Source organism: Streptomyces sp. CMB-StM0423 (genome assembly GCF_002847285.1).
Classification (GTDB): domain Bacteria; phylum Actinomycetota; class Actinomycetes; order Streptomycetales; family Streptomycetaceae; genus Streptomyces.
Genome location: NZ_CP025407.1, coordinates 7,264,171 through 7,290,622, shown reverse-complemented (window position 1 = coordinate 7,290,622; position 26,452 = coordinate 7,264,171). Strand labels below are relative to the sequence as shown.

Annotated in this window: 24 protein-coding genes; 17 read left to right on the top strand and 7 right to left on the bottom strand. The window is 72.6% G+C overall.

The window, feature by feature from the left end; all coding sequences use genetic code 11:
* Positions 1 to 368: 368 nt before the first annotated feature.
* Positions 369 to 1,139 carry a hypothetical protein gene (locus CXR04_RS31750; RefSeq protein ID WP_101425651.1) on the bottom strand — a complete coding sequence of 257 codons (771 nt, stop codon included), beginning with the start codon at positions 1,137 to 1,139 and terminating at the stop codon, positions 369 to 371.
* Between the two features lie 275 nt (positions 1,140 to 1,414).
* Here CXR04_RS31750 and CXR04_RS31745 point away from each other — a divergent pair, with 275 nt between their 5' ends.
* Positions 1,415 to 2,119 (top strand): helix-turn-helix domain-containing protein, encoded by a 705-nt coding sequence (locus CXR04_RS31745; RefSeq protein WP_101425650.1) that lies wholly within the window; start codon positions 1,415 to 1,417, stop codon positions 2,117 to 2,119.
* Between the two features lie 68 nt (positions 2,120 to 2,187).
* A complete protein-coding gene (locus tag CXR04_RS31740; RefSeq protein WP_101425649.1) occupies positions 2,188 to 2,751 on the top strand; it encodes a dihydrofolate reductase family protein in 564 nt (187 codons plus the stop codon).
* A 4-nt stretch (positions 2,752 to 2,755) separates the two neighbouring features.
* Here CXR04_RS31740 and CXR04_RS31735 read toward each other — a convergent pair whose 3' ends face one another.
* Positions 2,756 to 4,300: an MFS transporter gene (locus CXR04_RS31735; protein ID WP_101425648.1), complete on the bottom strand. Its 1,545-nt coding sequence runs from the start codon at positions 4,298 to 4,300 to the stop codon at positions 2,756 to 2,758.
* A 215-nt stretch (positions 4,301 to 4,515) separates the two neighbouring features.
* On the opposite strand from CXR04_RS31735, the gene CXR04_RS31730 reads away from it, so the two are divergent.
* Positions 4,516 to 4,926 carry a universal stress protein gene (locus CXR04_RS31730; protein ID WP_234380840.1) on the top strand — a complete coding sequence of 137 codons (411 nt, stop codon included), beginning with the start codon at positions 4,516 to 4,518 and terminating at the stop codon, positions 4,924 to 4,926.
* Positions 4,927 to 4,990: 64 nt separating this feature from the next.
* Entirely contained in the window at positions 4,991 to 5,212 is a 222-nt protein-coding gene (locus CXR04_RS31725; RefSeq protein WP_101425646.1) for a dodecin, read from the top strand.
* Between the two features lie 18 nt (positions 5,213 to 5,230).
* Here the strand turns inward: CXR04_RS31725 and CXR04_RS31720 are convergent, their stop codons facing one another.
* Positions 5,231 to 6,100 (bottom strand): Fpg/Nei family DNA glycosylase, encoded by an 870-nt coding sequence (locus tag CXR04_RS31720; protein WP_101425645.1) that lies wholly within the window; start codon positions 6,098 to 6,100, stop codon positions 5,231 to 5,233.
* 28 nt (positions 6,101 to 6,128) lie between these two features.
* Here CXR04_RS31720 and CXR04_RS31715 point away from each other — a divergent pair, with 28 nt between their 5' ends.
* The gene (locus CXR04_RS31715) at positions 6,129 to 6,809 is read left to right on the top strand and encodes a helix-turn-helix domain-containing protein (RefSeq protein WP_101425644.1); all 681 of its coding nucleotides are present in this window, start codon (positions 6,129 to 6,131) and stop codon (positions 6,807 to 6,809) included.
* 38 nt (positions 6,810 to 6,847) lie between these two features.
* Here the strand turns inward: CXR04_RS31715 and CXR04_RS31710 are convergent, their stop codons facing one another.
* Positions 6,848 to 7,240, bottom strand: coding sequence for a VOC family protein (locus CXR04_RS31710; protein ID WP_199850571.1), 393 nt, complete (start codon positions 7,238 to 7,240; stop codon positions 6,848 to 6,850).
* A 156-nt stretch (positions 7,241 to 7,396) separates the two neighbouring features.
* Here CXR04_RS31710 and CXR04_RS31705 point away from each other — a divergent pair, with 156 nt between their 5' ends.
* The 4 genes from CXR04_RS31705 (at position 7,397) to CXR04_RS31690 (ending at position 10,924) form a co-directional block, all read left to right on the top strand.
* Entirely contained in the window at positions 7,397 to 7,894 is a 498-nt protein-coding gene (locus CXR04_RS31705; protein ID WP_234380581.1) for a MerR family transcriptional regulator, read from the top strand.
* Between the two features lie 149 nt (positions 7,895 to 8,043).
* Positions 8,044 to 9,201: an NAD(P) transhydrogenase subunit alpha gene (locus tag CXR04_RS31700; protein WP_101425641.1), complete on the top strand. Its 1,158-nt coding sequence runs from the start codon at positions 8,044 to 8,046 to the stop codon at positions 9,199 to 9,201.
* On the top strand, positions 9,198 to 9,515 hold the full coding sequence (locus tag CXR04_RS31695) for an NAD(P) transhydrogenase subunit alpha (RefSeq protein WP_047014626.1): 318 nt from the start codon (positions 9,198 to 9,200) through the stop codon (positions 9,513 to 9,515). Before CXR04_RS31700 ends, CXR04_RS31695 begins: the two co-directional genes overlap by 4 nt.
* Positions 9,512 to 10,924 carry an NAD(P)(+) transhydrogenase (Re/Si-specific) subunit beta gene (locus CXR04_RS31690; protein ID WP_101425640.1) on the top strand — a complete coding sequence of 471 codons (1,413 nt, stop codon included), beginning with the start codon at positions 9,512 to 9,514 and terminating at the stop codon, positions 10,922 to 10,924. Before CXR04_RS31695 ends, CXR04_RS31690 begins: the two co-directional genes overlap by 4 nt.
* Before the next feature lie 37 nt (positions 10,925 to 10,961).
* Here the strand turns inward: CXR04_RS31690 and CXR04_RS31685 are convergent, their stop codons facing one another.
* Positions 10,962 to 11,150: a hypothetical protein gene (locus CXR04_RS31685; RefSeq protein ID WP_101425639.1), complete on the bottom strand. Its 189-nt coding sequence runs from the start codon at positions 11,148 to 11,150 to the stop codon at positions 10,962 to 10,964.
* A gap of 286 nt (positions 11,151 to 11,436) precedes the next feature.
* Here CXR04_RS31685 and CXR04_RS31680 point away from each other — a divergent pair, with 286 nt between their 5' ends.
* From CXR04_RS31680 to CXR04_RS31655, 6 genes are all read left to right on the top strand, one after another.
* Positions 11,437 to 12,423 (top strand): DUF3048 domain-containing protein, encoded by a 987-nt coding sequence (locus CXR04_RS31680; RefSeq protein ID WP_101425638.1) that lies wholly within the window; start codon positions 11,437 to 11,439, stop codon positions 12,421 to 12,423.
* A gap of 98 nt (positions 12,424 to 12,521) precedes the next feature.
* Positions 12,522 to 13,121 carry a TetR/AcrR family transcriptional regulator gene (locus CXR04_RS31675; protein ID WP_101425637.1) on the top strand — a complete coding sequence of 200 codons (600 nt, stop codon included), beginning with the start codon at positions 12,522 to 12,524 and terminating at the stop codon, positions 13,119 to 13,121.
* Positions 13,122 to 13,229: 108 nt separating this feature from the next.
* On the top strand, positions 13,230 to 15,473 hold the full coding sequence (locus CXR04_RS31670) for an MMPL family transporter (RefSeq protein WP_101425636.1): 2,244 nt from the start codon (positions 13,230 to 13,232) through the stop codon (positions 15,471 to 15,473).
* 246 nt (positions 15,474 to 15,719) lie between these two features.
* Positions 15,720 to 18,092, top strand: a complete 2,373-nt coding sequence (locus tag CXR04_RS31665; protein WP_234380580.1) for an alpha-L-fucosidase — start codon at positions 15,720 to 15,722, stop codon at positions 18,090 to 18,092.
* 63 nt (positions 18,093 to 18,155) lie between these two features.
* Positions 18,156 to 19,622 (top strand): amino acid permease, encoded by a 1,467-nt coding sequence (locus CXR04_RS31660; protein WP_101425634.1) that lies wholly within the window; start codon positions 18,156 to 18,158, stop codon positions 19,620 to 19,622.
* A 232-nt stretch (positions 19,623 to 19,854) separates the two neighbouring features.
* Complete coding sequence (locus CXR04_RS31655) at positions 19,855 to 20,061, top strand: DUF5999 family protein (protein ID WP_101425633.1); 207 nt, start codon at positions 19,855 to 19,857, stop codon at positions 20,059 to 20,061.
* Between the two features lie 48 nt (positions 20,062 to 20,109).
* Here CXR04_RS31655 and CXR04_RS31650 read toward each other — a convergent pair whose 3' ends face one another.
* Complete coding sequence (locus CXR04_RS31650) at positions 20,110 to 20,784, bottom strand: TetR/AcrR family transcriptional regulator (RefSeq protein ID WP_101425632.1); 675 nt, start codon at positions 20,782 to 20,784, stop codon at positions 20,110 to 20,112.
* A gap of 91 nt (positions 20,785 to 20,875) precedes the next feature.
* On the opposite strand from CXR04_RS31650, the gene CXR04_RS31645 reads away from it, so the two are divergent.
* Positions 20,876 to 21,853: an NAD(P)-dependent alcohol dehydrogenase gene (locus tag CXR04_RS31645; RefSeq protein ID WP_101425631.1), complete on the top strand. Its 978-nt coding sequence runs from the start codon at positions 20,876 to 20,878 to the stop codon at positions 21,851 to 21,853.
* 50 nt (positions 21,854 to 21,903) lie between these two features.
* Here the strand turns inward: CXR04_RS31645 and CXR04_RS31640 are convergent, their stop codons facing one another.
* Positions 21,904 to 22,671, bottom strand: coding sequence for a class I SAM-dependent methyltransferase (locus CXR04_RS31640; RefSeq protein WP_101425630.1), 768 nt, complete (start codon positions 22,669 to 22,671; stop codon positions 21,904 to 21,906).
* Positions 22,672 to 22,951: 280 nt separating this feature from the next.
* On the opposite strand from CXR04_RS31640, the gene CXR04_RS31635 reads away from it, so the two are divergent.
* Positions 22,952 to 26,407, top strand: a complete 3,456-nt coding sequence (locus CXR04_RS31635) for a ThuA domain-containing protein (RefSeq protein ID WP_101425629.1) — start codon at positions 22,952 to 22,954, stop codon at positions 26,405 to 26,407.
* Positions 26,408 to 26,452 lie beyond the last annotated feature (45 nt).

Genomic DNA, 26,452 nt, shown 5'->3' with positions numbered 1-26,452 from the left:
AGCTAATTGCGCTGAGATATCGCAGAATTGCAGAACGATCATGTTAAGTCTACGGTCGCGACACCGACCCCGCTCCCGCCCACGGCCACGCCTCACCGGCTTGCGTGCACATGACAGCATGCCGTCAAGGGCGGCGTACGCACGAGTTGGCAGCGTGCGGAGCTGGGGACATCCGCACCACGCCGACCGACCCGCACGCCATCCGCCCGCGAACGCAACTCGCTTACATTTCTTGGTTGTTTCTTGCAATACCGGCTTCTCCGTCGACGGGCACGGGCGGGTCCGGCGGGTGAGCCTGGTGCCCGGCGGGGCGGTGACGCTGCGGGACTTCCGACGCCACCGCCCGGCCGGGCCCGTACGGGAGGGGGTCAGGGCCGCAGCCGCACGGTCGCCGTGGGCAGCACGACCTGGCCGGTGACGAACTCGCTCCACAGCCCGAACCGCAGCTTGTCACCGGGCCGCGCCGTCGTCTCGACGAAGCCGACGGTGCGGCCGTGGTCCTCGCGGGTCGCGCCGAACGACAACCGGAAGCGCGTGGTGCCCGCGCGCTCCCCCGGCGGCACCGGGCTGGGCGGCACGATCTCGTCGGCCGCCCACCGGTAGTCGCCGCGGTACGGGTCCCGTACGCGCTCGAAGGTCTGCTCCAGGATGGAGCCGGTGCCGGGGATGACCACGAGCACCCCGGGCGTGCCGTCGACGCGCGTGTTGACGACGGCCACCTCGTGCTCCGAGCCGTCCGGCCAGGTGCCGAGGCCCTCGCCGACGAGGGAGCCGGGCGGGCAGGCGGCCACGCCGCCGGCCTCGACGACGGCGCGGGCGCAGGTCGGGAAGGACTCCGGGCGGAAGCTGACGGAGCCGTCGAAGAGGAAGACGAAGCGGCGGGCCCCGGCGGGCGTCGTCCCCTCGGCGGCGCGGCTGCGCCGGTCGAAGGCGACCGTCACACTCCGCCCGGGGCCGCGGGTCGCGGTGACGTCCAGGGTGTCGATGTTGTCGGTGCCCTCCACGTCCGGTTCGTACGGGCGCTGCGGCCCGCCGGGCGCGGGGTCGGACGCGGCCGCGGGCGCGGCGGCCTGGGCGAGCGGGGCCAGCGCGGCGGCGCCGGCGAGGACGGCGGCCAGGGCCGTGGCGAGACGTCTCAAGGGGTCCCCCTCAGGGAGCTCGGTGGGTCGTTCGCGGCCTGCATCGAAGCACCGGGCCGCGAAAGCGCGTATAAAACCGCTGCTCCGGCGGGAGGTGGCGGCGGGCCGGACAACGCCCGTACACCGCACGGAGCTTCGCGGAGGCGGGCCGCCGTCCGCGACTACCGCCGCACGCTCGTCCCGCCGTCCGCCGCCCGGCCGTTGTCGGTGGCGCGTGCCAGACTGCACGGCGGGAGCGCGCCCGTGCGGGGCGCCGGTTGTCGCGAGGGGGCGCGATGGGGCTGGAGATCGAGGGGCGGGCGTCGGACTCGCCGTACGTGTCGTACGTCTGGCGCAGCCGCAGCGAGGGCATCGACCGGATGACGGCGGTCGCGTCGGCCTGCTGGGATGTGGTGTTCTGGGAGTCGCCCGCCGGGTTCCAGGCCGCGGTGGCCGGGCCCGAGTCGCGGACGAGCACGGTACCGGTGCCCGAGGAAGCGGCGTTCTTCGGCATCACCTTCGCCCTGGGCACCTCGCTGACGCATCTGCCGGCGCCGCTGCTCGTCGACGGCGGGGTGGACATACCCGACGCGACGCGCAGGTCGTTCTGGCTGAAGGGCTCCCACTGGCCGGTGCCGGGCCCCGACGACGCCGAGGCGTTCGCGGACCGGCTGGTGCGCGCCGGCGTGCTCGTCCGCGACCCGCTCGTCACCGACGTGATGCGCGGCGGCACGCCGGATGTCTCCGCGCGCACCGCGCAGCGGCGCTTCCAGGCCGCGACCGGGTTCACCCACGGCGCCGCCCGGCAGATAGAACGGGCGCGGCACGCCGCGGTCCTGCTCCGCGGGGGCGCGGCGGCCGAGGACGTCGTGCACCGCCTGGGCTATTACGACGAGCCGCATCTGGCCCACGCGCTCAGCCGCTTCATCGGCAGGACCGCGGGCCAGTTGCGGGACGATCCGCGGCCCGCGCAGCCGCTGGCGCTTCTGTACAAGACCTGATGCCCGGCGGCCGCTAACGTCACGACGGACTGCACGTCCGCCGAACCCCCCGCCCTCTGGAGCCTCTCGTGAGAAAGATCATTGCCAGCCTGTTCATCTCCCTCGACGGCGTCGTGGAGGCGCCCGACCAGTGGCACATGTCCTACTTCGACGACGAGATGGGCGAGGCGGTCGGCGGGCTGATGTCCGACACCATGCTCTACGGCCGCAAGACCTACGACGGCTTCGCGGAGGCGTGGCCGCAGCGGGAGGACACCGACGACGAGGACGCCGGGTTCGCGAAGATCCTCGGCGACGCCCGCAAGATCGTCGTCAGCCGCGGCGAGGTCGACCTCTCCTGGCGCAACTCCGAGAAGCTCCAGGGCGACCTGGTCAGCGGCGTGACCGCGCTCAAGCAGGAGTCCGGCGGGGACGTCTCCATCGGCGGCTCGGTCTCCGTGATCCGCGAGCTGCTCGCGCACGGCCTGCTGGACGAGCTGCACCTGCTGGTCCACCCCGTCGCGGTGCGCCAGGGCGAGCGGCTCTTCGACGAGGGCGACACCAGGATCCCGCTGAAGCTGCTCGACTCGAAGGCGTTCGGCTCCGGCGTGCTGCACCTGGTCTACGGGCCGGCGGACGGCCCGGCGGACTAGGGGGCTAGGGGCGTTCCGGCTCCTCGGGGTCGTCGGCGGCCGTGTCCTCGACCAGCGACTGCAGCGGCGGGCCCGCCATCGTGCAGTGCACGTGGCACGGCGGCTCCGGCGGCCCCGCCGGCTCCTTCGGCGAGCGGATCGTCAGCCAGGAGAGCACGGCCCCGCCGGCGAGCAGCGCGGCGCAGATGAACAGGGCGATGCGGAAGCCGTCGCCGAAGGCCCCGGGGTTGCGGTAGTCGTTGCCGGAGAGGCCGGCGGCCAGCGGCAGCGCGGCGACGGCGAGCAGGCCCGCGGCGCGGGCCACCGCGTTGTTGACGCCGGAGGCGATGCCGGAGTGCCGGTCCTCCACGGCGCCGAGGACGGTGGCGGTGAGCGGGGCGACCGTCGTCGCCAGGCCGAAGCCGAAGAGCACCACGCCGGGCAGCACGTCCTGTACGTACGAGACGTTGCCGCCGGGACCGCCGATGCGCAGCATCAGCAGCAGCCCGCCGGCGCAGATCGCCGGGCCGACCGTCATCGGGATGCGCGGCCCGATGCGCTCCGACAGCCTTCCCGACCGCTCCGAGAGCGCCAGCATGATGAGCGTCACCGGCAGCAGCGCGGAGCCCGCGGCGATCGGCGAGTAGCCGGCGGCGATCTGCAGGTCCAGCACGAGGAAGAAGGTCACCCCGCCGAGGGCGGCGTAGACGACGAACGTGACCACGTTCGCCGCGGTGAACTGGCGGGAGCCGAAGATCCCTGTCGGCAGCATCGGGTGGCTGCTGCGCCGCTGGACGAAGACGAACGCCGCGAGGCTCGCCACCCCCACGCCGCTGCTCGCGGCCAGCAGCAGCGCCGAGACGCCCTTCTCGGGCGCGGCGATCAGGGCGTACGTCACGCCCGCCAGGCCGAGCGCGCCGAGCGCGGCGCCGGTCCAGTCGAAGCGTCCCGTGGCCGTCTCGTCGCGGCTCTCGGGTACGTGCCGGGCGGCGACGGCCACGACGACGACGGCCAGCGGCACGTTGATGGCGAACACCCACCGCCAGCTCGCCGCCTCCACCAGCCAGCCGCCGAGCAGCGGGCCGAGGGCGCTCGCGATGCCGGCGAGCCCCGACCAGACGCCGATCGCGCGGGCCCGGTCCTCGGGGGCGAAGGACGCCTGGATGAGGGCGAGGGAGCCGGGGGTCAGCAGCGCGCCGCCGATGCCCTGAAGGGTGCGGGCGCCGATGAGGATGCCGACGTTCGGCGCCAGCGCGCACAGCAGCGAGGCCACCGCGAACCACACGGTGCCGAAGATGAAGATCCGGCGGCGGCCGTAGCGGTCGCCGAGGGCGCCGCCGAGGAGGATGAGCGCGGCGAGGGTGAGGGTGTAGCCGTTGACGGTCCACTGCAGCCCGCCGAGGGAGGCGCCGAGTTCGTCGCCGATGGTGGGCAGCGCGACGTTGACGACGGTGGCGTCGAGGAAGGTGATGCCCGAGCCGATCACCACCGCAGTCAGCAGCCAGCGCCCGGCCGGCTGGGCGAGCCGTAGATCCGCGGGTGCTCCTGCGGGCGGGTGGGATTGCGTCATGCCCGCAGTCAACCGCACCGCCCGGCCGCGCGCACCGTACCGGGCGGTGCCCGCCGTGAGGCGCGTCGGGTACCGTCCGGGTTGTGAGCGAAGCCGGCACCGAGGGCAACCTCGACGACAGTTCAGAGAACAGGTCAGGGGACGGGACCGGGGAGCGCCCGGAAGACCGCCCCGGGGGCGCGACCGGTTTCGAGCGCGGCACCGACGGCCCCAAGGTGATCCTCGTCGGGGTCGACGGCTCCGACACCTCCTGGCGCGCCGCCGCCTACGCCGCGGGGCTGGCCCGGCGGCAGGGCTCGCTGCTCGCCGTGGTGTACGTGCAGCCGACGCTGGCCGCCGCGGCGGCGCTCGGCGCGCCGGTGGCGGGCACGACGGCGGAGGTGGCCGAGGAGCTGGTGGCGGAGATCCGGCGGGCGGTGGCGCAGTTGCGCGGGCTGTTCGAGGTGCGCTGGGAGTTCCACACCCTGCACGGCGACGCGTACACGGGGCTGGTGCAGGCGGCGCAGGACCTCAAGGCGGACGCGGTGATCGTCGGCGCCTCGGAGCAGGCGGGCCACCGGCTCGTCGGCTCGGTGGCGGTGCGCCTGGTCAAGGCGGGCCGCTGGCCGGTCACCGTGGTGCCGTAGCCCCCGGGTTCTGCCGGGTGCCGCCCGTGTCGCGAGCCCGGCGGGTCTGCGGCACGGTGGATTCATGAGCGACCACACGTACCGCATCACCGAGATCGTCGGCTCCTCCCCCGCCGGCGTCGACGACGCCGTCCGCAACGGCGTCGCGCGCGCCTCGCAGACGCTGCGCAACCTCGACTGGTTCGAGGTCACCCAGGTGCGGGGGCAACTGGAGAACGGCGTCGTGGCGCACTGGCAGGTGTGCCTGAAGGTGGGCTTCCGGCTGGAGGACGCCGGCGGCTCGTGAAGCCCTCCGCGGCCGCGGTCACTTCAGCAGCCGGGACATCCTCCGGTCGGCCAGCGGCTTGCCGCCGGTCTGGCAGGTGGGGCAGTACTGCAGCGCCGAGTCGGCGAACGACACCTCGCGGATCGTGTCGCCGCAGATTGGGCACTTCTCCCCGGCCCGCCCGTGCACCCGCAGCCCGCTCTTCTTCTCCGCCTTCAGCCGCCCCGCGGCCACCCCGCGGGAGCGCTCGACGGCGCCGCGCAGGGTGTCGCCGATCGCCGCGTAGAGCACGGCGGTCTCCTCGTCGGTGAGGTTCGCGGCGAGCTTGTACGGGGAGAGCTTCGCGACGTGCAGGATCTCGTCGGAGTACGCGTTGCCGATGCCGGCGATCGTCGACTGGTCGCGCAGCACGCCCTTGATCTGCCGCCGCTCCTCCGCCAGCAGCCCGGCGAACGCCTCCGCCGTGAACGCCGCGTCCAGCGGGTCGGGCCCCAGCCGGGCGACGCCGGGCACGTCCTGCGGATCCCGTACGCAGTAGACCGCGAGGCGCTTCTGCGTGCCCGCCTCGGTGAGGTCGAAGCCCGCGCCCTCCGGCTCGGCCAGCCGCACCCGCAGCGCCAGCGGCCCCTTGCCGGGACGCGGCGGCGCGGCCGGCAGTCGGTCCTTCCACTGCAGCCAGCCGGCCCGGGCCAGATGGATCACCAGGTGCAGTTCGTCGGCGACCGTGAGGTCCAGGAACTTGCCGCGCCGCCCGACGGCCGTGACCTCGGCGCCCTCCAGCGCGGTGAGCGGCGGGTCGTACGTCTTGAGCACGCTGATCGCGACCGGCTGCACCCGGGCGACGTACCGCCCCACCAGGTGCTCGGTCAGGAATCCGCTGAGCGCTTCGACTTCGGGAAGCTCGGGCATGCCTCCCAGTCTGCGGCATCCTGGAGTGATGTACGAGGAGAGTCCTGCGCTGCTCGGCGGTGCCGTCGTCTGGCGCCGCCGGGACGTCCGCCCGGGCCCGTACCGGGTGCTCCCCGACGGCGGCACCGACCTGATCCTCACGCCCGGCGGGCTGCTCGTCGCGGGCCCCGACACCCGGGCGCACGTCGGCACCGGGGCCGGGGGCGGCACGTACACCGGGCTGCGCTTCGCCCCCGGGCAGGGCCCGGCGGTGCTGGGCGCGCCCGCGCACGAGCTGCGGAACCTGCGGGTGCCGCTGGCGGACCTGTGGGGCGAGCGGCGGGCCCGGATCGCGGCGGAGCGGGTCGCCGGGGCGGCGGACCCGGGCGCGGCGCTGGAGGCGCTGGCGCGGGCGCGGCTGGCGGACGCGGAGCCGCCGGAGCCGTACGTGCCGGCGGTCGTCGCCGCGCTGGCGGCGGGCCGGCCGGTGGCCGAGGTCGCCGGGGCGGTGGGGCTCGGCGAGCGGCAGTTGCACCGGCGCAGCCTGGCGGCGTTCGGGTACGGGCCGAAGACGCTGGCCCGGGTGCTGCGGATGAACCGCGCGCTGGCGCTGGCCAGGGCGGGCACGCCGCCGGCCGGGGCGGCGGCGCTGGCGGGGTACGCGGACCAGGCGCACCTGGCGCGCGAGATGCGGACGCTGGCCGGGGTGCCGCTGACGGCGCTGCTCTGAGCAGCCGCACCCCGGCCCGTTCGCCGTGGGCCCCGCGGTCAGCCGAGTGGGGCGAAGAGGTCGACGCCGTTGCCGTCCGGGTCGTGCACCTGCGCGTAGCGCTGGCCCCACTCGGCGTCCCAGGGCGCCATGGCGCCCTTGTACCCGGCCTCGGTGAGCATCGCGTACGTCGCGTCCACGTCGGCGGGTCCCTCGCAGCGGAAGGCGAGGCCGATGCGCCCCTCTCCGGTCGGCGGCTCGAAGTCGGGCGCGAAGGACTTGATCGTCTCCTCCCCGTCCCACATCAGGCGCAGCCCGCCGGGCAGTGCCGCCTCGACGTGCGGCTGCCCGTCGGCGTCGGCGGGGATGTCCAGGCCGAGCAGGCGGTAGAAGGCGAGGGTGGCGGCCATGTCGGCGGTCACCATTCCGATGGCGTCGAATCGTGCGGTCATGGCCCCGACCCTAGGAGCGGGCCGGCGGGCGCGTCTTGAACGAATCGGACGTCTCGCCCGCCCGGCGCAGTCCGGCAGGCGAGCGGTCCCGCGACGATCACGTCGTACAAGGGCCTCCCCCTTGACTCCGCGCCCACTCTGCAAGTTAATGTCAACATGAAGTCGGGCGAGTCCATGACCATCGGCGAGCTGGCCGGGCGCTTCGGCCTCGCCGCCCATGTGCTGCGGCACTGGGAGGCCATGGGCCTGCTCACCCCGGCGGAGCGCGTGAACGGCCGCCGGCGCTACACCTCCGACCACGTCTCCCGGGTCGCCATGATCATCGGCGGCAAGCGCGGCGGGCTCAGCCTGGAGCAACTGCGCGAGCTGTTCGCCGCGCAGGGCCCCGCGGACCGGCACGCGCTTCTGGCACGGCACCGGGAGGAGCTCCAGGAGCGGATGCGGGAGATCGAGCGGTCGAAGGCGATGATCGACCACGCGCTGGAGTGCGAGGCGCACGACTTCACCCGCTGCCCCACTTTCCAGGCCCTCGTGCGCCGGCTCGCGGCCGGCGAGAGCCTGGCTCACCTCCCGGTCGGCACCGGCCCGTCCGCCGGTCGCGATCCGCAGGAACCGCACGTCCGGGGCGGTCCGAACGGAACGGTTATCCGATAGCGTGCCCGTCCCGGCACCACCACCGCACACTGCGCCACCACCGCACCACCAACGCACACCCGCATCACCACTGCCCGAGGTGTCCCCACCGCGCACCGAGGGCAGCACCCTGAGGTCGCCCGCAATTCGCCCAAGAGGGAGCGAGAAGCATGGGAGCCCAAGCCGTCACCGCGGGGGTCCTGAGGGAGCGCGCGCCGGACGAGCGCCGCGTCGCCCTCACCCCCGAAGTCGTCACCCGTGTGCGCCGGTCGGGTGTCGACGTCCTCGTCGAGACCGGCGCGGGCACGAGCGCCTGGTTCACCGACGCCGACTACACGGCCGCGGAGGCCGAGATCGTCGGCGCGGACGAGCTGATCCGCCGGGCCGACGTCGTGCTCTGTGTCGCCCCGCCCGACCGCGAGACCGCCGCCGCCCTGCGCTCAGGGCAGACGCTCATCGGCATGCTCGACCCGCTCCGCCAGGCCACCCTGATCGGCGAGCTGGCCGCCCGGGGGGTGACCGTCGTCAGCCTCGACCTGCTGCCCCGCACGCTCAGCCGGGCTCAGACGATGGACGCGCTGACCTCCCAGGCCAACGTCGCGGGATACAAGGCGGTGCTGCTCGCCGCCGACAGCTACGACCGGTACTTTCCGATGCTGACCACGGCGGCGGGCACCTCGAAGCCCGCCGCCGTTCTCGTGCTCGGCGCGGGCGTCGCCGGGTTGCAGGCCATCGCCACCGCCCGCCGGCTCGGCGCGATCGTCACCGCGTACGACGTCCGGCCCGCGGCGCAGGGCGAGATCGAGTCGCTGGGCGCGAAGTTCCTGGAGCTGGAGGGCGTGGCCTCGGCGGCGGGCGAGGGCGGCTACGCGCGCGTGCTCACCGACGAGGAGCAGCGGGCGCAGCTCGCCGCGCTGACGGCGGCGGTGCCCCGCTTCGACGTGGTGATCACCACCGCCAGGGTGCCCGGCCGCAAGCCGCCGCTGATGGTCACGGCCGAGGCGCTGGAACAGATGCGCCCCGGCTCCGTGGTGGTGGACATGGCCGCCAGCGAACTCGGCGGCAACGTGGAGCTGTCCGAGCCGGACAAGACCGCGGTCCTCGCCGGCGGCGTGACGCTGATCGGCGCGGGCAACCTGCCGTCCGTGATGGCGACCGCCGCCTCCACCGCGTACGCCCGCAACATCAGCGCGCTGCTGGCGCACCTGGTGGCCGACGAGGCGGTGCGCATCGACCTCGACGACGACATCCAGGCCGGCGTGGTCGTTGCGCACGGCGGCAAGGTCGTCAGCGACGCGGTCGCCCCGCAGAACGGAGGGAACCGGTGAACCTCGATCTGCTCACCGCCGTCACGATCTTCGTGCTCAGCGTGCTGGTCGGCTTCGAAGTGATCAGCAAGGTGCCGGCGACGCTGCACACACCGCTGATGTCCGGCGCCAACTCGATCCACGGGATCGTGCTGATCGGCGCGATGCTGGTGACGTCCCTGGCCGACGAGCCGCTGGAGTACGCGCTGGCGTTCGTGGCCGTCGCGTTCGGCGCGATGAACGTCGTCGGCGGGTACGTCGTCACGGACCGGATGCTCCATATGTTCCGCGCCCGGCCGACGCCGGGCGGCGCCAAGGGAGGTGCGGCGAAGTGAGCGATCTGGAGACCGCCGTACGGTACGTGCTGCTGGCCGCCGCCGCGTGCTTCGTGCTCGGCCTGCGGCTGATGAACTCCCCCGCCACCGCCCGCCGCGGCAACACCCTCTCGGCCGGTGCCATGGCGGTCGCGATCGTGGCGACCGCGGTGCTGCTGGCGGAGCGCGGCGACATCACCGCCACCGGCTGGCTGGTGCTGCTCTCCGCGACCATCGTCGGCTCCGGCGCCGGGCTGTATCTGGCCCGTACCGTCGAGATGACCGCGATGCCGCAGTTGGTGAGCCTGTTCAACGCGGTCGGCGGCGGTGCCGCCGCGCTGCTGGCCATCGTCGAGGTGCTCCAGCACGCGCACCCGGAGGACCTCGGCGCGCGCACCACCGTGCCGGGCGGCATCGACATCCTCATCGGCGCCATCACCTTCTCCGGCTCACTGATCGCCGCCGGGAAGCTGCAGGGCCTGATCACGGGCAAGCCGATCGTCCTGCCGGGCAGCCAGGCGCTGAACGCCGGGCTCGCCCTGGTCTTCGCCGGGGCCGGTGTCTGGCTGGTGGTGGACCCGGGCAGCGTCGCGGCGCTGACGCTGCTGACGCTCGCGGGGCTGGCGTTCGGCATCACGATGGTGCTGCCGATCGGCGGCGCGGACATGCCCGTGGTGATCTCGCTGCTCAACGCCTTCACCGGCACGGCGGTCGGCATGGCCGGCTTCGTGCTCAACGAGCCGGCGCTGATCATCGCCGGCGCGCTCGTCGGCGCCTCGGGCACGATCCTCACCAAGCTGATGGCGGACGCCATGAATCGTTCGATTCCGGCCATCATCGTCGGCGGCTTCGGCACCGGCGACGAGGCGGCGGCCGTGGGCACGGACGGGGACGTGCAGGTCCGCCCGGTCTCCGTCGACGACGTGGCGATCCAGCTCGCGTACGCCGGCAAGGTCGTCATCGTGCCGGGGTACGGGCTGGCGGCCGCGCAGGCGCAGCACGAGCTGGGCGACCTGGCGGACCTGCTGGAGGAGCACGGCGTGGAGGTCACGTACGCGATCCACCCGGTGGCCGGCCGGATGCCGGGGCACATGAACGTGCTGCTGGCCGAGGCCAACGTGCCGTATCCGCAGCTCAAGGAGATGGAGGAGGCGAATCCGGAGTTCCCGCAGGCGGACGTGGCGCTGGTGATCGGCGCCAACGACGTCACCAACCCGGCCGCGCGGCGGCCGGGCAACGCGATCTCCGGCATGCCGATCCTGGACGTGGACCGGGCCAAGAGCGTGGTGGTGATCAAGCGGTCGATGGGCCACGGGTACGCGGGCATCGACAACGAGCTGTACACCGCGGAAAACACCGGGATGTTCTTCACCGACGCCAAGAAGGGGCTCGCCGATCTGAAGGCGGCCGTCCGCACGTTCGTCGGCTAGGACACGCGGGAGTACGGGTGCAAGGGGCCCGGCCGGATCAGTCGATGCCGCGCAGGATGTGCAGCTCGGCGGTGTCGGCCGGGTCGTCCTCGTATCCGGCGAGCCGGATGGGGGCCGAGCGCGCCCACACGTCCAGGCTGCTCAGGGTCTCCTCGGCCGCTCGCGGACGCGGGTGCGGCCGGGGGGCGGGCTGGGGATGCCGTTCCGGTGCGGCTTCGGTGGTCAACGTGCACTCCTCCGGGTCATGTGAACTGGTCAGCCCGCCCTGGCCGGGCGGCGGGTGTCGGCGGCGGACACCCCGGGCTGTTCGGGTGGGCAGTTCGGACGCGGTGGCGCCGGCTGGGCTCGCGGACGGTCCGAGGTGTCGGGCCCTTCCCCGCGGGCGGGGCTGTCCGTTTCCACAGGGTAACGACTCGGGGCCGGTGACGCCCGGCGTTATCCGGTCCGGCGGATCGATTCTAGAATCAGGCCATAGGCATACATGAAGGTCATTTCACCCGGGAAAGGACGCCATGGGCACCAGCCGCATAGCCCGCCTTCTGCGTACGCCCGCGGCCCTGCCGGCCGTGCTCCTGCTGCTCCCGCTGCTGCTCGCGGGCGGGTGCACCAAAGAGGAGACGCAGAAGCCCGAAAAACCCCGGGAAGAGCTGGGAAGTGGCTCGCCGTTCACCGGACTGGCGGGACGCGGCGGCCCCGTACTGGGCGTGAAGGTCGACAACGCCGCGCCCGCCCGCCCGCAGACGGGCCTGGAGCGCGCGGACATCGTCTACGCCGAACGGGTGGAAGCCGGCCTCAGCCGGCTGCTCGCGGTCTACGCCTCGCGCCCGCCGGAGCGGGTCGGCCCGGTGCGCAGCGCCCGCGAGTCCGACCTCGAACTCCTGGAGCAGTTCGGCAGGCCCGCGCTCGCCTTCTCCGGGGCGCAGTCCAAGCTGCTCCCGCTCATCGACAAGGCACCCCTGTTCCCCGTGCCGCCGGCCACGGCGGGCGACGCGTACCTGCGCGACCCCGCGAAGCCTGTACCACACAACCTCTTCGTCCGGCCGGAGCGGGCACTGGCCGCGGCGCCCGAGGCGGACCGGCCACGGGACATCGGCTTCCGCTTCGGCCGGGCGCCGAAGGGCGGCAAGGCCACCGCCGAGCGCACCGTGCGCTACCCGGCCGCGAGCTTCGGCTTCACCTGGGACGGGGGCAAGAAGCGCTGGCTGATCTCCTTCGACGGCACCCCGGCCGCCACCGCGGCGGGCGGGCGGCTGTCGGCGGCGACGGTCGTCGTCCAGCATGTGAAGATCCACGACTCCGGCTTCGGCGACCGCTCGGGCAACGTCTCCCCCTTCACCGAGACCGTCGGCACCGGGAAGGCGCAGGTGCTGCGCGGCGGCAGGTCGTACGAGGCGCGGTGGGAGCGCGGATCGGCGGGCGGCGGCACGGAGTTCACCGGCGCGGACGGCGAGCGGCTGCGCTTCGCCCGCGGCCCGGTCTGGGTCGTCTTCACAGAGTGACGCAAACCACACCCTTATTGGCGCGAGCCGGTTCTGACAGCCGCTACCATTTTTTGGGTACGAAACCGTTTCGTTCCGCTGACCGGAGAGGGGGCCCGATGGTCGTGCAGGACACCAGTGCCACCGGGCGCCGGAGCCGGCTGAGCGCCGAGCGCGAGCAGGAGCTCTTCGACGCCGTGCTCGACCATCTGCGCGAAGTCGGCTACGAGGCCCTCACCATGGACGCGGTCGCGGCTCGTACGCGGTCGAGCAAGGCCACCCTCTACCGCCAGTGGCGCTCCAAGCCGCACTTGGTCGCCACGGCGCTCCGGCACGGAAAGCCGGTGAGGTCGGCCGGGATCGACACCGGCACGCTGCGCGGAGACCTCGTGCAGTTCGCCGACGGTGTGTGCCAGAGCGCGGAGAAGGATTCGGCCCTCCTGCGCGCGGTCGCCTTCGCTCAGCAGTCCAACGAGGAACTGCAGCAGGCCATGCGGCAGCTCTTGATCGAACCGGAGCTGGCCGCCTTCCAGGAGCTGATCGATCGCGCCGTCGCGCGCGGCGAGCTGACCGCGGACATCCCCGCCGCGAAGTTCGTCCCGCACATGATGCTGGGGGCCATGCTGGCCCGGCCCCTCATCGAGAACGCGCCGGTCACCAGCGACTATCTTGTCCGTTATGTCGACGCAGTGATTCTCCCCGCCCTGCATATGAACTGACCTGTCGTTCGCCAACCACAACAGAACACGGCTCCACCTGGCGCACGCCGCTCTCGTCGTCGGGCTGGTTCAACACAACCCACCGTCGAGATCAGGAGAAACCTGCTCGTGGCCACCTTCCTATACAAACTCGGCCGGCTAGCCTTCCGGCGGCGCGGTATCACGGCGCTGATATGGCTGCTGCTCTTCGTTCTCGCCGGGTTCGGCGCGTCGTCGGCGGGCACCGCGCCCGAGGACGACTTCGCGCTGCCGGGCACCGAGGCACAGCAGGCGTTCGACCTTCTTGAGGAGCGGTTCCCGGGGCAGTCCGCCGACGGCGCGACGGCCCGTATCGTCTTCGAGGCACCCGACGGCCAGAAGATCACCGCCGCCGACAGCCGCGAGGCGGTCGACGGCGTGCTCGACGGCATCGCCGGGAACCAGGTGGAGCAGGTCAGCGACCCGTTCGCGGACAACGCGGGGGTCAGCGAGGACGGCTCCACGGCGTACGCGGTCGTCGACTACAAGGTCACGTCCATGGAACTGGACGACTCGACCCGCGACGCCATCACCGACGTGGTCGACAAGGAGCGCGACGACGGTCTGAACATCCAGGCCGGCGGTGACGCGCTGATGGTCGAGCCCGACATGGGCAACGGCGAGATCATCGGTGTCGGCATCGCGCTGGTCGTGCTCGTGATCACCTTCGGCTCGCTGGTCGCGGCGGGGCTGCCGATCATCACCGCGCTCATCGGCGTCGGCATCGGCATCTCCTCGATCACGGCGCTGGCGACCGTGCTCGACCTGTCCGCCACGACCTCCACCCTGGCGATGATGATCGGCCTCGCGGTCGGCATCGACTACGCCCTGTTCATCGCCTCCCGGTACCGGGCGGAGCTGACGGACGGCCACTCCCGCGAGGAAGCGGCGGGCCGCGCCGTGGGCACGGCCGGCTCGGCGGTCGTCTTCGCCGGCCTCACCGTGATCATCGCGCTGGCGGGCCTGGCGGTCGTCAACATCCCGATCCTGACCAAGATGGGCTTCGCGGCGGCCGGTACGGTCGCGCTGGCGGTGCTCATCGCGCTCACGCTGGTCCCGGCCGCGCTGGGCATCGTGGGCAAGCGGATCTACGGCCGCAAGGTGCGCAAGGCCAACCCGGAGACCGGCGCCCCGAAGGCGTCCGACCACGACGCCAAGCCGAACATGGGCACCCGCTGGGCCCGCGGGGTGCTCAAGCGCCCGGTCCTGGTGCTGGTCGCCGCCATCATCGGGCTCGGCGCGCTGGCCGCGCCGGTGGCGAGCATGGAGCTGGGCCTGCCCGACGAGGGCAGCCAGCCGACGGACACCACGCAGCGCAAGGCGTACGACATGCTGTCCGAGGCGTTCGGTCCGGGCTTCAACGGTCCGGTCACCGGCGTCATCGACGCCACCGAGGCGGCGAACCCGCAGGACGCGGCCGACGAGGTCGTCGCGCGGATCTCCGACGTGGACGGCGTCGTCTCCGTCTCCCCCGCCGGGTTCAACGAGGCCGGGGACACGGCGACCGTCATGGTCACCCCGTCCACCGGGCCGAGCGACACCGACACCGAGAAGGTCGTCCGCGAGATCCGCGACCTGTCGTCCGCGCTGCAGGACGAGACCGGCGCGGAGCTGTACCTCACCGGCAGCACCGCGGTGAACATCGACTTCTCGAAGGTGCTCGACGACGCGCTGGTGCCGTATCTGGCGCTGGTGGTCGGCCTGGCGTTCGTCCTGCTGATGCTGGTGTTCCGCTCCGTGCTGGTGCCGCTGAAGGCCGCCCTCGGCTTCCTGTTCTCCGTGCTCGCCGCGCTCGGCGCCGTCGTCGCGGTGTTCCAGTGGGGCTGGCTGGCGGGGGCCTTCGGGGTCGAGGAGACCGGTCCGATCATGTCGATGATGCCGATCTTCCTGATCGGCGTGGTCTTCGGCCTGGCGATGGACTACGAGGTCTTCCTGGTCAGCCGGATGCGCGAGGCGTACGTCCACGGGGAGTCGGCCGGCGAGGCGGTGGTCACCGGCTTCCGGTACGGCGCCCGGGTGGTCACCGCGGCCGCGATCATCATGATCAGCGTCTTCGCCGGCTTCATCGGCGCGGGCGACGACATGGTGAAGATGATGGGCTTCGGCCTGGCGGTGGCGGTCCTCTTCGACGCCTTCCTGGTCCGCATGACCATCGTCCCGGCGGTGCTCGCGCTGATCGGCAAGTCCGCCTGGTGGCTGCCGAAGTGGCTGGACCGGATCCTGCCGAACGTCGACGTGGAGGGCGAGAAGCTGTACCGGCAGCTCGCCGCGGCCCCCGCGCCGCCGCCTACGGCCGGCGAGGAGCGGGCGCCCGAGCCCACCGGCGTGCGCTGAGGCACGACCCGCGGTGCCCCCGGGCACCGCGGGACCACACCAACCCGACCGGGGCCCGGTGGCGTTCGCGCCACCGGGCCCCGGTCCGTTGCCGCTCGGAGTCGCCGGGTGCCGCCCGTTACCGCTCGTTGCGCCGAGCCTTGACGTTCATCCGATGAATCTCTACGTTCCCTCCCCAGCAAGCGCTCGAATCTGACACAACTCCCATAGACATCGGATGGATCAAGGTTCTTGAGGGAGAACGGGATGAACGGGTTTGCACGACGGCACGTGCTGGCGATCGGCGCAGGCGCCGCAGCGGGCTCCGCGCTGGGCCTCGCGCCCACCGCCGCAGGCGCCGCACCACAGGGCCCGGCCGGGGCCGCGGACGAGAACGCGACCGCCGACGACTGGGGCCGGGTCCCCGACCCCGTACCGGTGCCGCTGACCGACCACTTCGACAACGACGGCGTCGACACCGCCGACGCCCGCGGCGGCAACTTCGACGGCAGCGGCTACACCTACCCGGGCGAGGAGCTGCCCGCGGGGCCGATCGAGGTCGACGGCTTCCCCTTCGACTTCCCCGGCGCGGGCGCCGGTGCCCCCGACAACATCGTCGCCATGGGCCAGCGCGTCGAACTGCCCCCGGGCCACTACCTGAGCGTGCTGTTCCTCGCCTCCTCCTCGTACGGCACGGCCTCCGGCGCGGCCACCGTCCACTATGCCGACGGCAGCACCGCCACCGCGGGACTGTCCGCCCCCGACTGGTACTCCGGCGGCGGCTCGCTCCGGGCCCCGTACCGCTACGCCCCCAACGGCACCAAGGACCCGCACCAGGTGTCCATCGCCGTCGTCGAACTCGGCCTGGACCCGGTGCGCGAGGCGGTCGCACTCACCCTGCCGGTCATCAACAAGGCCGAGCCCAACAAGTCGGCGCTGCACATCTTCGCGCTCTCCCTGCAGCCCGTCGCCGAGGGGCGCGCCGTCGCGCTGCGCAACGTCCGCTCCACCACCGCCTCGCTGGAGCGCTCCGGCGCGCAGTCCGTCGAGGCCACGCTGATCAACGCCGGCGGGGTGTGGATCGCCGCCCGCGACGGCCTGTCGGTCACCGTCGACACCGAGGGCGCCCGCACCGTCGCGCCTGTCCCGGTACCGCGGCTCGGCCCGGGCGAGCAGGCGCGGGTCACGGTCGGCATCCGCAACCGCGCGGGTGTGGCGCCGGGCACCGTACAGGAGGGCCGCGTCGTCGCCACCGGGCGGGGCGGCACGGCCGCCGAGGTCACCCGCCCGCTGACCCTCGGGGTGCCCGACTTCGAGCCGACGGACGCGTCGCTGAGCAGCCATCAGGCGCCGTACTGGTTCAACGACGCCAAGTTCGGCATCTTCATCCACTGGGGCGTGTACTCGGTGCCCGCCTGGGCGCCGGTCGGCAAGCAGTACGCGGAGTGGTACTGGCAGCAGATGAACCAGCCGGACAACCCGACGCACGCGTACCACCGGGAGGTGTACGGCGAGGACTTCGCGTACGACGACTTCATCCCGATGTTCCGCGCCGAGCGTTTCAACCCGCGCTCCTGGGTCGAGCTGTTCCGGGACGCGGGCGCGCAGTACCACGTGCTCACCTCCAAGCACCACGAGGGCTTCGCGCTCTGGGACACCAAGCTCTCCACCCGCAACTCCGTGGCGATGGGCCCCCGCCGCGACCTGATCAAGGAGCTGTTCGACGCGTCCCGCGAGTACACCCCCGAGTTGCACCGCGGGCTGTACTTCTCGATGCCGGAGTGGTTCAACCCCGACAATCCCTGGTACGGCCACGCCCCGCGCAACCCGTACACGCTGGAGCCCGTGCCCTACACCGGCTACACCTCGGGCCAGGACTACACCCGCGGCTACCAGGCCGGGCAGATGCTGGAGCTGATCCGCGAGTACGACACCGAGATCATGTGGTGCGACATCGGCGGCGCCAACGACAGCCACCGGGTGCTCGCCGAGTACTTCAACCACGCCAAGAACCGCCCGCGGCCGATCGAGGTGACGGTCAACAACCGTTCCGGCATCGGCCCGCACGACTTCACCACGCCCGAGTACGAGGTGTACGAGAACACCGTCGTCGCCAAGTGGGAGGCCAGCCGCGGCCTCGACCCGCGGTCCTACGGCTACAACGCCGAGACGCCCGACGATGCGTACATGACGACCGAGGAGGTCGTGCACAGCCTCGTCGACATCGTCAGCAAGAACGGCAACTTCCTCCTCGACATCGGCCCGCGCGCCGACGGCACCATCCCCGAGATCATGGAGCGCCGGCTGCGCGAGACCGGCGAGTGGCTGCGCGTCAACGGCGAGGCGATCTACGGCACCACCTACTGGTCGCGGATGGCGCAGTTGGGCGAGGACCTGCGGTTCACCATGAAGCGCGACGCCTTCTACATTCACTCGCTCGCCGCGCCCTCGTCCCGGCTCGTCGTCGAGGCCCCGGTGCCCCTCAGGGCCGGCGACAAGATCACCATGCTCGGCTACGGCGACCGTCCGCTGAACTGGGACGTCGACGGCGGCTCGCTGGTCGTCGAGGTGCCGGCGGCGGCCCGCAAGGCAGGGAAGCACGCCTGGGTTTTCAAGGTGAGCACCCGCCCCTCTTCCTGAAAGGCACCTCATCCGTCATCGTGCTCCACTGTCATCGAACGGCCTCGACGGAGAGGACGCACCATGGCAGGGCTCTGGAGCACGGACGGCGTACTGCGCCGCAAGCCCATCGAGCACATCGAGACCGCCGAGGGTGAGAGCGGCGAACAGCTCACCCGGGTCCTCGGGTTGTGGCAGCTCACGGCGATCGGCGTCGGCGGCATCATCGGCGCGGGCATCTTCGCGCTCGCCGGCGCGGTCGCCAACGGCACGGCGGGTCCCGCCGTGCTCGTCTCCTTCCTCATCGCGGGGGTGGCGAGCGCGGCGGCCGCCCTGTCGTACGCGGAGTTCGCGGGCCTGATCCCCAAGGCGGGCTCGGCATACACGTACGGCTACGCGGTCCTCGGCGAACTCGCCGGGTGGTTCATCGGCTGGGATCTGCTGCTGGAGTACACCGCGATCGTCGCGGTGGTGGCCATCGGCATCTCCGGCTACTTCTCCTTCCTCATGGAGAACATGGGCGCCGACCTGCCGGCGTGGATGCTCGGCGCCCCGGGCACCGGCGAGGGGCACAAGGTCGACCTGTTCGCGGTCGTGCTGTGCCTGCTGGTCGCGTACCTGCTGACCCTCGGGATCAAGAACGCGGCGCGCTTCGAGACCGTCGTGGTGGTGCTGAAGGTCGTGGTCGTGCTCGTCGTCATCCTGGTCGGCGTCTTCCACATCGACACCGCCAACTACAACCCCTTCTTCCCGTACGGCGTCGGCGGCGCGTTCACCGGCGCGGCGACCGTGTTCTTCGCGGTCTTCGGCTACGACGCGATGTCGACGGCGGCCGAGGAGTCGAAGGAGTCGCAGCGGCACATGCCGAAGGCGATCCTCTACTCGCTGGCGATCTCGATGCTGCTGTACGTGGCCGCGACGCTGGTGCTGACGGGGATGCAGAACTACAAGGGCATCGACCCGGAGAGCGGCTTCTCCACGGCGTTCGAGTCGGTGGGCCTCGGCTGGCTGGCGAACCTGATCGCGGTGGGGGCGATCATCGGCATCCTCACGGTGATGTTCACGTTCATGCTGGGCGTCACGCGCATCTGGTTCTCGATGAGCCGCGACGGGCTGCTGCCGAAGTGGTTCGCCAAGACGCACCGGACACGGCACGTGCCGACGCGGGTGACGTGGATCGTGGGCGTCGGCTCGGCACTGATCGCGGGCTTCCTGAAGATCGGGGAGGCCGCGGAGCTGACGAACATCGGGATCCTGCTGGCGTTCGTGGTGGTGTGCGTCGCGGTGATCGTGCTGCGCTACCGGCAGCCGGAGCTGCCGCGGACGTTCCGCTGCCCGGGGATGCCGGTCGTGCCGCTGATAGGGGTCGGCTTCTCGATCTGGCTGGTGACGTTCCTGAAGTGGGAGACGTGGCTGCGCTTCGGCGTGTGGTTCGCGGTCGGGATGGTCGTGTACTTCACGTACTCCTACCGCCGCAGTGAACTGGCCCGCGCGGAGCAGGCGGCGGCCGAGGGGCCCGATCTCCACGAGCGCGACGAGCCGCGCGGCTGACGCCGGGCGGGCCCCGTACCGGCCGCGGAGGGCGCGCCGGTACGGGGCCGGGGCGCGCCCGCGGGCGCTGAGACGGGACTGTGACCGCGTACGGACCGGGGCTCAACCCGGCGGTGGTTTCCTGAGGATGGGCGATGAGATTCCGGCGCCCGCCGGGTCTCACCTTCCAGACGGAACCACACCGCCACCGGCGGCCCGGCAGGGCCGCCGCCTCCCGACCGAGAGGTGTCCGATGTGCTCCCACCGGCCCGAGTGCCCCGCCGCCGACCGCCCTGACCGCGACGCCGCGCAGACCGTGGCCTTCCACCCCGAGCAGGGCTGGAGCCTGCTGTGCAACGGCACGATCGTCTTCGACGACACGGGTGAACTGCTGCCGACCGGCGCCGTCGTCGCGCCGCGGCGCGAGGTGCGCCCCGGGCTGCTGACGACCGCGGCCTGAGGCCCGTCGGCGTACGCCCCACGTGATGCTTCCGCCGGGCCCGGCCCCTCAGGACCGCCCGCCCGGCGAGCCGCCGGCCGCGGTCGGCAGGCTGCTCAGCGACACCGCGCCCGGCGCCGGCAGCGGCTCACCCGCCGCCTCCGCGCGGAACGACTGGAGCAGGTACGCCACCAGCCGCCGCGACGCCGCCCGGTCGTCCGGCAGCGCGCCGACCAGGCCGCAGTGCGCCAGCAGGGCCACGGCGAGGTCGGAGGGGTGGAAGTCGGCCCGCAGCGCGCCCGCCGCCTGCGCCCTGCGGACCAGCACCGCGAAGTCCCGCTCCGCCCGCTCCCGTCGGGCCGCGTCCGCGCGGGTGCCGTCCGGGAAGGCCGCGAGGAAGGCGGCCGGGAAGCCCCGCTCCTCCCGCTGCAGTTCGCAGACGGTCTCGACCAGCCGCCGGAAGCCCCGCCACGGATCGGGGTCCGCCAGCGCGTCGGTGAGCGCCTGGCCGCAGGTGGCCATCTGCTCCGCGTACGCGGCCCGCACCAGCGCGTCCCGGGTCGGGAACCGCCGGTAGAGCGTGGCCACGCCGACCCCCGCGCGCCGGGCCACGGTCGCCATGGGGGCGTCGATGCCGTGCTCGGCGAAGACCGCGCGGGCGGCGGCCAGGACGCGCTGCCGGTTGCGCCGGGCGTCGGCGCGCAGCTCGTCCTTGCCCGCGATCCGAGAGGATTCCGCGGCCAATGTCTCTCACCTCCGGCTCAAACGGACGATCTCGTCCACTTGTCAGCCTACGCTCGGCCCCGGATCCCCGGCCACCGCGAAGGTGAGGACGATGACAGAGCGCACGATGAGAGCCGTACTGTTCGACCGCTTCGGCAGTCCCGAGGTGCTGTACGTGGGCCGGGTGCCGCGCCCGGAGCCCGGCCCGGGCGAGGTTCTCGTGCAGGTGCGCGCGTTCAGTGTGAACGGCGGTGACCTGGCGGTACGTTCCGGCCGCGCCCGCGCCCTCAGCGGGCGGAGGTTCCCGCAGCGCGTCGGGCAGGACTTCAGCGGGGAGGTCGCCGCGCTCGGTGCCGGCGCCGCCGGGTTCGCGGTCGGCGACCGGGTGTGGGGCTTCGTGGGCCGCACGGCGAGGGCACGCAGCGCCGCCGAGTACGTGGCGGTACGGGCGGGGCGCCTCGGCCGGGTGCCGGACGGTCCCGGCGCACCGGACCTGGTGGCCGCCGCCGCGCTGGTGGTGACGGGCACCACGGCGGTCACCGCGCTGCACGGCAAGGCGGCGCTGCGCCCCGGCGAACGGCTGCTGGTCCGGGGCGCGGCCGGCGGCGTCGGCAGCGCCGCCGTCCAGCTCGGCCGGGCGTACGGCGCCGACGTCACGGCCCTGGCCCGGGCCGCCAACCTGGACTTCGTCCGTACGCTCGGCGCCCACCGCGCCCTCGACCACCGGGAGACGGAACCAGCCGAGATGGGCCCGTTCGACGTCGTCCTCGACACGGTGGGCACCGATCTGCGGACGTTCCGGCGGCTGCTGAAGCCGGGCGGCCGCATGGTCGGCATCACCTTCGACCCGGCACGGCCGCTCGCCTCGCTGGGCGCCGTCGCGGCCAGCGCGGTCCACGGACGCGCGCGGGTGCGGCTCTTCAGCGGCAACCCCGCGGCCGCCCACTTCGACGATCTCGCCCGCCGGGTGGCGGAGGGGCACCTGGCGCCCGCGGTGGACACGGTCTTCCCGCTGGCCGAGACGGCGGCGGCGCACCGGGCGCTGGAGGCGGGCGGGGTACGGGGCAAGTACGTCGTCCGGATCGACTGAGCGCGGGCAGGCGGGCGGCGGCGGGTGCGGCAGGTGACGGATCCGGGGGCCTACTCGCCGCGGACGGCGACCAGCACGCACCTGTCGCCGCACTGCCAGACCGTGCCGACCGCCGCGAAGCCCGCCTTCTGCAGCAGGTCGACGTGGCGCGCCAGGCTCAGCCCGTTGTCCCCCGCGGGGGCGGCGCCGCGGCGGCGCCGCTCGGCGAAGAGCCGCGCCAGCTCGGGTGCCTCGGCCGCCGCGTCCCACCACGACGACCAGTCCTCGCCCCCCGGCATCCGCCGCCGCTCGGCCAGCCGGCTGCCGACCTCGCCGGCCAGCTCGGCGACGGCGGCGTCCTCCTGGGGCAGCCGGCCCGCGTTGACGAGCAGCCCGCCGGGGCGGAGCAGGGTGTGCAGCCTGCCGTAGACCTCCAGCAGCACACGCTCGGGGAGGCGGTGCAGCATGGTCGTGGAGACCGCGGCGTCCAGAGGGCGGTCGAGCTCCAGCTCGTCCTGCCAGCCGATGCCGCCGATCACCGTGTCGACGAAGCGGACCCGCGTGCCGTGCATCCGGCGGCCGAGGCCGAGGAGCACGGGGTCGGCGTCGGCGGCGACGATGTCGAGCGCGGGCATCCGGCGCTTGAGCCGGGCGGCCAGCGAGCCCGTACCACAGCCGAGGTCGAGGACGGCGGGGCGGTCGTGGCCGTCGGTCACCAGCTCCACCAGGTCGCCGACGACGGTGAACCGCTCCTCGCGGCCGGCCTCCCGCTGCTCCCGCTGCAGTTCCCAGCGCACCGCCCAGCCCTTGGCCGCCGCCGCGCTCAGGTCCTCGCCCATTCCGTGAGGATACCCGGCTAGGAGATCTTGAACTCGCGGCGACGCCGCGGGCGGGGTGGTGCGCCGAGCGCGAAAGCGGATGTCCCGCGCACCGCTCCCGTGGGGTTTCCGCCCTTGCCCCTACGCCCCGGAGGGCCGCCGATCCCGGTCCGCGCACGACCGTTGACCACCTGCGGGTAAGGGCTTACTTTGACAGAGCACCGTCAGCAAGCGCTTTCTATGCACCGTCAAACGGGCCCGCCCTCCGACGCGCCCGGGTTCCGGCACGACTGGGAGCACTATGAGACGCCTAGCCAGACCACCCCTGTCACCCATCGCCGTCCTGGCCGCGCTGCTGGCGCTGCTCCTGGGCACGGCCTCGGCGACGGCCGCCCCGCAGGACGAGGAGGCCGCCTTCCGGGTCCTGGTCTTCTCCAAGGTCACGAACTTCTACCACGACTCCATCCCGGCGGGCATCGAGGCCGTCGAGAAGCTCGGCGAAGAGTACGGGTTCGAGGTCGACTCGACCGACGACGCCGCCGCGTTCACCGAGGAGAACCTCGCGAACTACGAGGCGGTCGTCTTCAACAACACCAACTCCACGCCGGAGAGCGGCGACCTGCTCGACGCGGACCAGCGGGCCGCGCTGCAGTCGTACATCCAGGCGGGCGGGGGCTGGCTCGGCCTGCACGCCGCCTCGGCCAGCGAGCGCGACTGGGACTGGTACGAGGGCCTGGTCGGAGCGATCTTCGACAAGCACCCCGTGCCGCAGACCGGCCGGATCAAGGTGCTGGACAACACCCACCCCTCCACCAAGGGCCTGCCGCAGCTCTGGGAGCGCAACGAGGAGTGGTACAACTGGCGCGCCAACCCGACCGGCAAGGTGCACACCCTCGCGCAGATCAAGGTGCGTGACGGCATCACCGGGCTGGACGAGGGCGTCGACCACGCGTTCTCGTGGTGCCAGAAGTACGACGGCGGCCGGTCGTGGTTCACCGCCGGCGGCCACGACGCGTCGTCCTTCGACGAGCCGCTGTTCCTCAAGCACCTGCTCGGCGGCATCCGGTGGGCCGCGGGCGACGCGCCCGGCGACTGCTCGGCCACCCAGACCGGCAACTTCCAGCGCACCCCGCTGGTCACCAGCGACCTGGCCGACCCGTTCGAGCTGGCCGTCGCCCCCGACCGGCGGGTGTTCTACGCCCAGCGCACCGGTGAGCTGAAGGTCGTCGACCAGGAGACCCTGCAGGTCACCACGGCCCTGGACTTCGACTACACCCCCGAGATGACCAGCCAGTCCGACGGCCTCCTCGGGCTCACCCTGGATCCGAACTTCGCGCGCAACAACTGGGTCTATCTCCTGCACTCCGACAAGGAGAAGAACCTCATCAACCTGTCCCGCTTCACCATGAAGGGGAACACCGCGGACCCGGCGTCGCAGAAGGTGCTGCTGACGGTCCCGACGTGGCGCGGGGAGGGGCGGGCCAACGTGCACATGGCCGGCTCGCTCACTTTCGACGCCGCGGGCAACCTGTACGTCGCCACCGGCGACAACACCGACCCGTTCGAGTCCAGCGGCTTCGCGCCGATCGACGAGCGCGAGGGCCGGCGCGCCTGGGACGCCCAGGGCACCGCGGGCAACACCAACGACCTGCGCGGCAAGGTGCTGCGCGTGAAGCCCACGAACGGCGGCAGCTACACCATCCCGACGGGCAACCTCTTCAAGCAGGGCGAGTCGAAGACCCGTCCCGAGATCTACGCGATGGGCCTCCGCAACCCGTTCCGCATCACCACCGACCCGATCTCCGGCGCCCTGCTGGTCGCGGACTACGGCCCCGACGCGCGCAGCGCCGACCCGAACCGCGGTCCCGAGGGGACGGTGGAGTACAACCGGATCACCAAGGCGGGCAACCAGGGCTGGCCGTACTGCATCGGCAACAACACGCCGTTCAACGACTACGACTTCGCGGCCGGCAAGGCCGGGGAGAAGTTCGACTGCTCGGCGCCCGTGAACGACTCGCCGAACAACACCGGCAGGACGACGCTGCCGCCCGCGCAGCCCGCCACGGTCTGGTACGCGTACTCGGCCTCGCAGGAGTTCCCCGAGCTGGGCACCGGCGGCGGCGGCCCGATGAGCGGCCCGGTCTACGACTACGACCCGAAGAACGACAGCCCGTACAAGTTCCCCGAGTACTTCGAGGGGAAGTGGATCACCTACGAGCTGACCCGCAAGTGGTTCAAGACCTTCTCGTTCCAGGAGAAGGACCAGCAGTTCGAGGACCCGAGGTTCGCGCCCGCCAAGAAGGGCGACCTGCAGTCGATCAACGGGATCTTCGGCGACATGAGCTGGGTGCAGCCCTTCGAGGCGGACTTCGGCCCCGACGGCTCGCTGTACGTCATCGACTTCGGCGAGGGCAGCGGCACCGGCCGCGGCGGCAGCAACGAGAAGGCGGGCATCTACCGCATCGACTACGTGGCCGAGGGCCGGCCGCCGGTGGCGAAGCTGTCGGCGTCGGCGGACTCCGGGCCGGCGCCGCTGACGGTGGAGTTCTCCTCGGAGGGCTCGCACTCGCCGGGCGACGACCCGATCACGTACGCCTGGGACTTCGACGGTGACGGCACGACCGACTCCACGGACCCCAACCCGACGCACACCTACACCGGGAAGGGCCGGTTCACCGCCCGGCTGACGGTGGAGGGGCCGCCGGACCGTACGGCGATGGCGGTGCACGAGGTCACCGTCGGCAACACCCGTCCCGAGGTGAAGGTCACCGTGCCGAGCAACGGCACCGCGTTCGACTTCGGCGACACCGTTCCGTACAAGGTGGAGGTCAAGGACGCGGAGGACGGTGCCATCGACTGCTCGCGCGTCGTCGTGCAGACGCAGCTCGGGCACGACGACCACCTGCACCCGCTGGACAACCTGACCGGCTGCGCGGGCGAGTTCAAGACCGACCCGGGCGACAGCCACGGGCCGGGGCAGAACCTCTACTACGGCATCAGCGCGCAGTACGAGGACTCCGGCGCCGAGGGCGTGCCGAGCCTGATCGGCTCCGACTCGCTGAGCCTGCGGCAGAAGTTCCGCGAGGCCGAGCACCACAACGGCACCGGCGGGGCCAACGGCGGCGTGGAGACGCTGGCCCGGGCGGACTCCTCCGGCGGCAAGCGGCTCGGCGAGATCGAGCACGGCGACTGGATCGTGCTGGACCCGGGGACCCCGAGCGGGATCGACTCGGTGACGGTCGGCGCCTCCTCGGGCGGGCTCGGCGGCGACGTCGAGTTCCGCGCGAACGCGCCGGACGGCGAGCTGCTGGGCAAGGCGACGATCCCGAACACCGGGGACTTCGCGAAGGTGGTCTCGCCCACGGTGCCGCTGACCGACCCGGGCGGGGTGGAGAAGGTCTACGTGGTCTTCACCAACCCGGCGTGGACGCCGTCGAGCCCCGACCTGATGGCGCTGGACTGGCTGCACTTCAACGGCCGCGGCGCGGAGAAGGAGTCGGCGGCGAAGGTGACGGTGACGGCCTCGCCGGAGAGCGCGACGGCGCCGGCGGAGTTCTCCTTCGAGGGCGCGGTGACGCTGCCGGAGGGGCGTACGGCCAAGTCGTACCACTGGACCTTCGGGGACAACGCGACGGGCGACGGCGCGGCGACGGCGACGCACACGTACACCAGGAAGGGGACGTACACCGCCCATCTGACGGTCACGGACGACACCGGGGACCTGACGACGGGTGAGGTGCAGGTGACGGTGAACTGACCGCCGTCTCACGCGGCTAGCGCACCGCGCGGCGGCCGGCCGGGG

Bases quoted from the DNA above. Each gene is read 5' to 3' on its own strand.
- CXR04_RS31720 (WP_101425645.1), bottom strand. From the start codon at position 6,100: ATGCCCGAGCTTCCCGAAGTCGAAGCGCTCAGCGGATTCCTGACCGAG.
- CXR04_RS31645 (WP_101425631.1), top strand. From the start codon at position 20,876: ATGACAGAGCGCACGATGAGAGCCGTACTGTTCGACCGCTTCGGCAGT.
- CXR04_RS31635 (WP_101425629.1), top strand. From the start codon at position 22,952: ATGAGACGCCTAGCCAGACCACCCCTGTCACCCATCGCCGTCCTGGCC.
- CXR04_RS31735 (WP_101425648.1), bottom strand. From the start codon at position 4,300: ATGACGCAATCCCACCCGCCCGCAGGAGCACCCGCGGATCTACGGCTC.
- CXR04_RS31715 (WP_101425644.1), top strand. From the start codon at position 6,129: ATGTACGAGGAGAGTCCTGCGCTGCTCGGCGGTGCCGTCGTCTGGCGC.
- CXR04_RS31640 (WP_101425630.1), bottom strand. From the start codon at position 22,671: ATGGGCGAGGACCTGAGCGCGGCGGCGGCCAAGGGCTGGGCGGTGCGC.
- CXR04_RS31700 (WP_101425641.1), top strand. From the start codon at position 8,044: ATGGGAGCCCAAGCCGTCACCGCGGGGGTCCTGAGGGAGCGCGCGCCG.
- CXR04_RS31680 (WP_101425638.1), top strand. From the start codon at position 11,437: ATGGGCACCAGCCGCATAGCCCGCCTTCTGCGTACGCCCGCGGCCCTG.
- CXR04_RS31675 (WP_101425637.1), top strand. From the start codon at position 12,522: ATGGTCGTGCAGGACACCAGTGCCACCGGGCGCCGGAGCCGGCTGAGC.
- CXR04_RS31660 (WP_101425634.1), top strand. From the start codon at position 18,156: ATGGCAGGGCTCTGGAGCACGGACGGCGTACTGCGCCGCAAGCCCATC.
- CXR04_RS31725 (WP_101425646.1), top strand. From the start codon at position 4,991: ATGAGCGACCACACGTACCGCATCACCGAGATCGTCGGCTCCTCCCCC.
- CXR04_RS31710 (WP_199850571.1), bottom strand. From the start codon at position 7,240: ATGACCGCACGATTCGACGCCATCGGAATGGTGACCGCCGACATGGCC.
- CXR04_RS31705 (WP_234380581.1), top strand. From the start codon at position 7,397: ATGAAGTCGGGCGAGTCCATGACCATCGGCGAGCTGGCCGGGCGCTTC.
- CXR04_RS31655 (WP_101425633.1), top strand. From the start codon at position 19,855: ATGTGCTCCCACCGGCCCGAGTGCCCCGCCGCCGACCGCCCTGACCGC.
- CXR04_RS31745 (WP_101425650.1), top strand. From the start codon at position 1,415: ATGGGGCTGGAGATCGAGGGGCGGGCGTCGGACTCGCCGTACGTGTCG.
- CXR04_RS31665 (WP_234380580.1), top strand. From the start codon at position 15,720: ATGAACGGGTTTGCACGACGGCACGTGCTGGCGATCGGCGCAGGCGCC.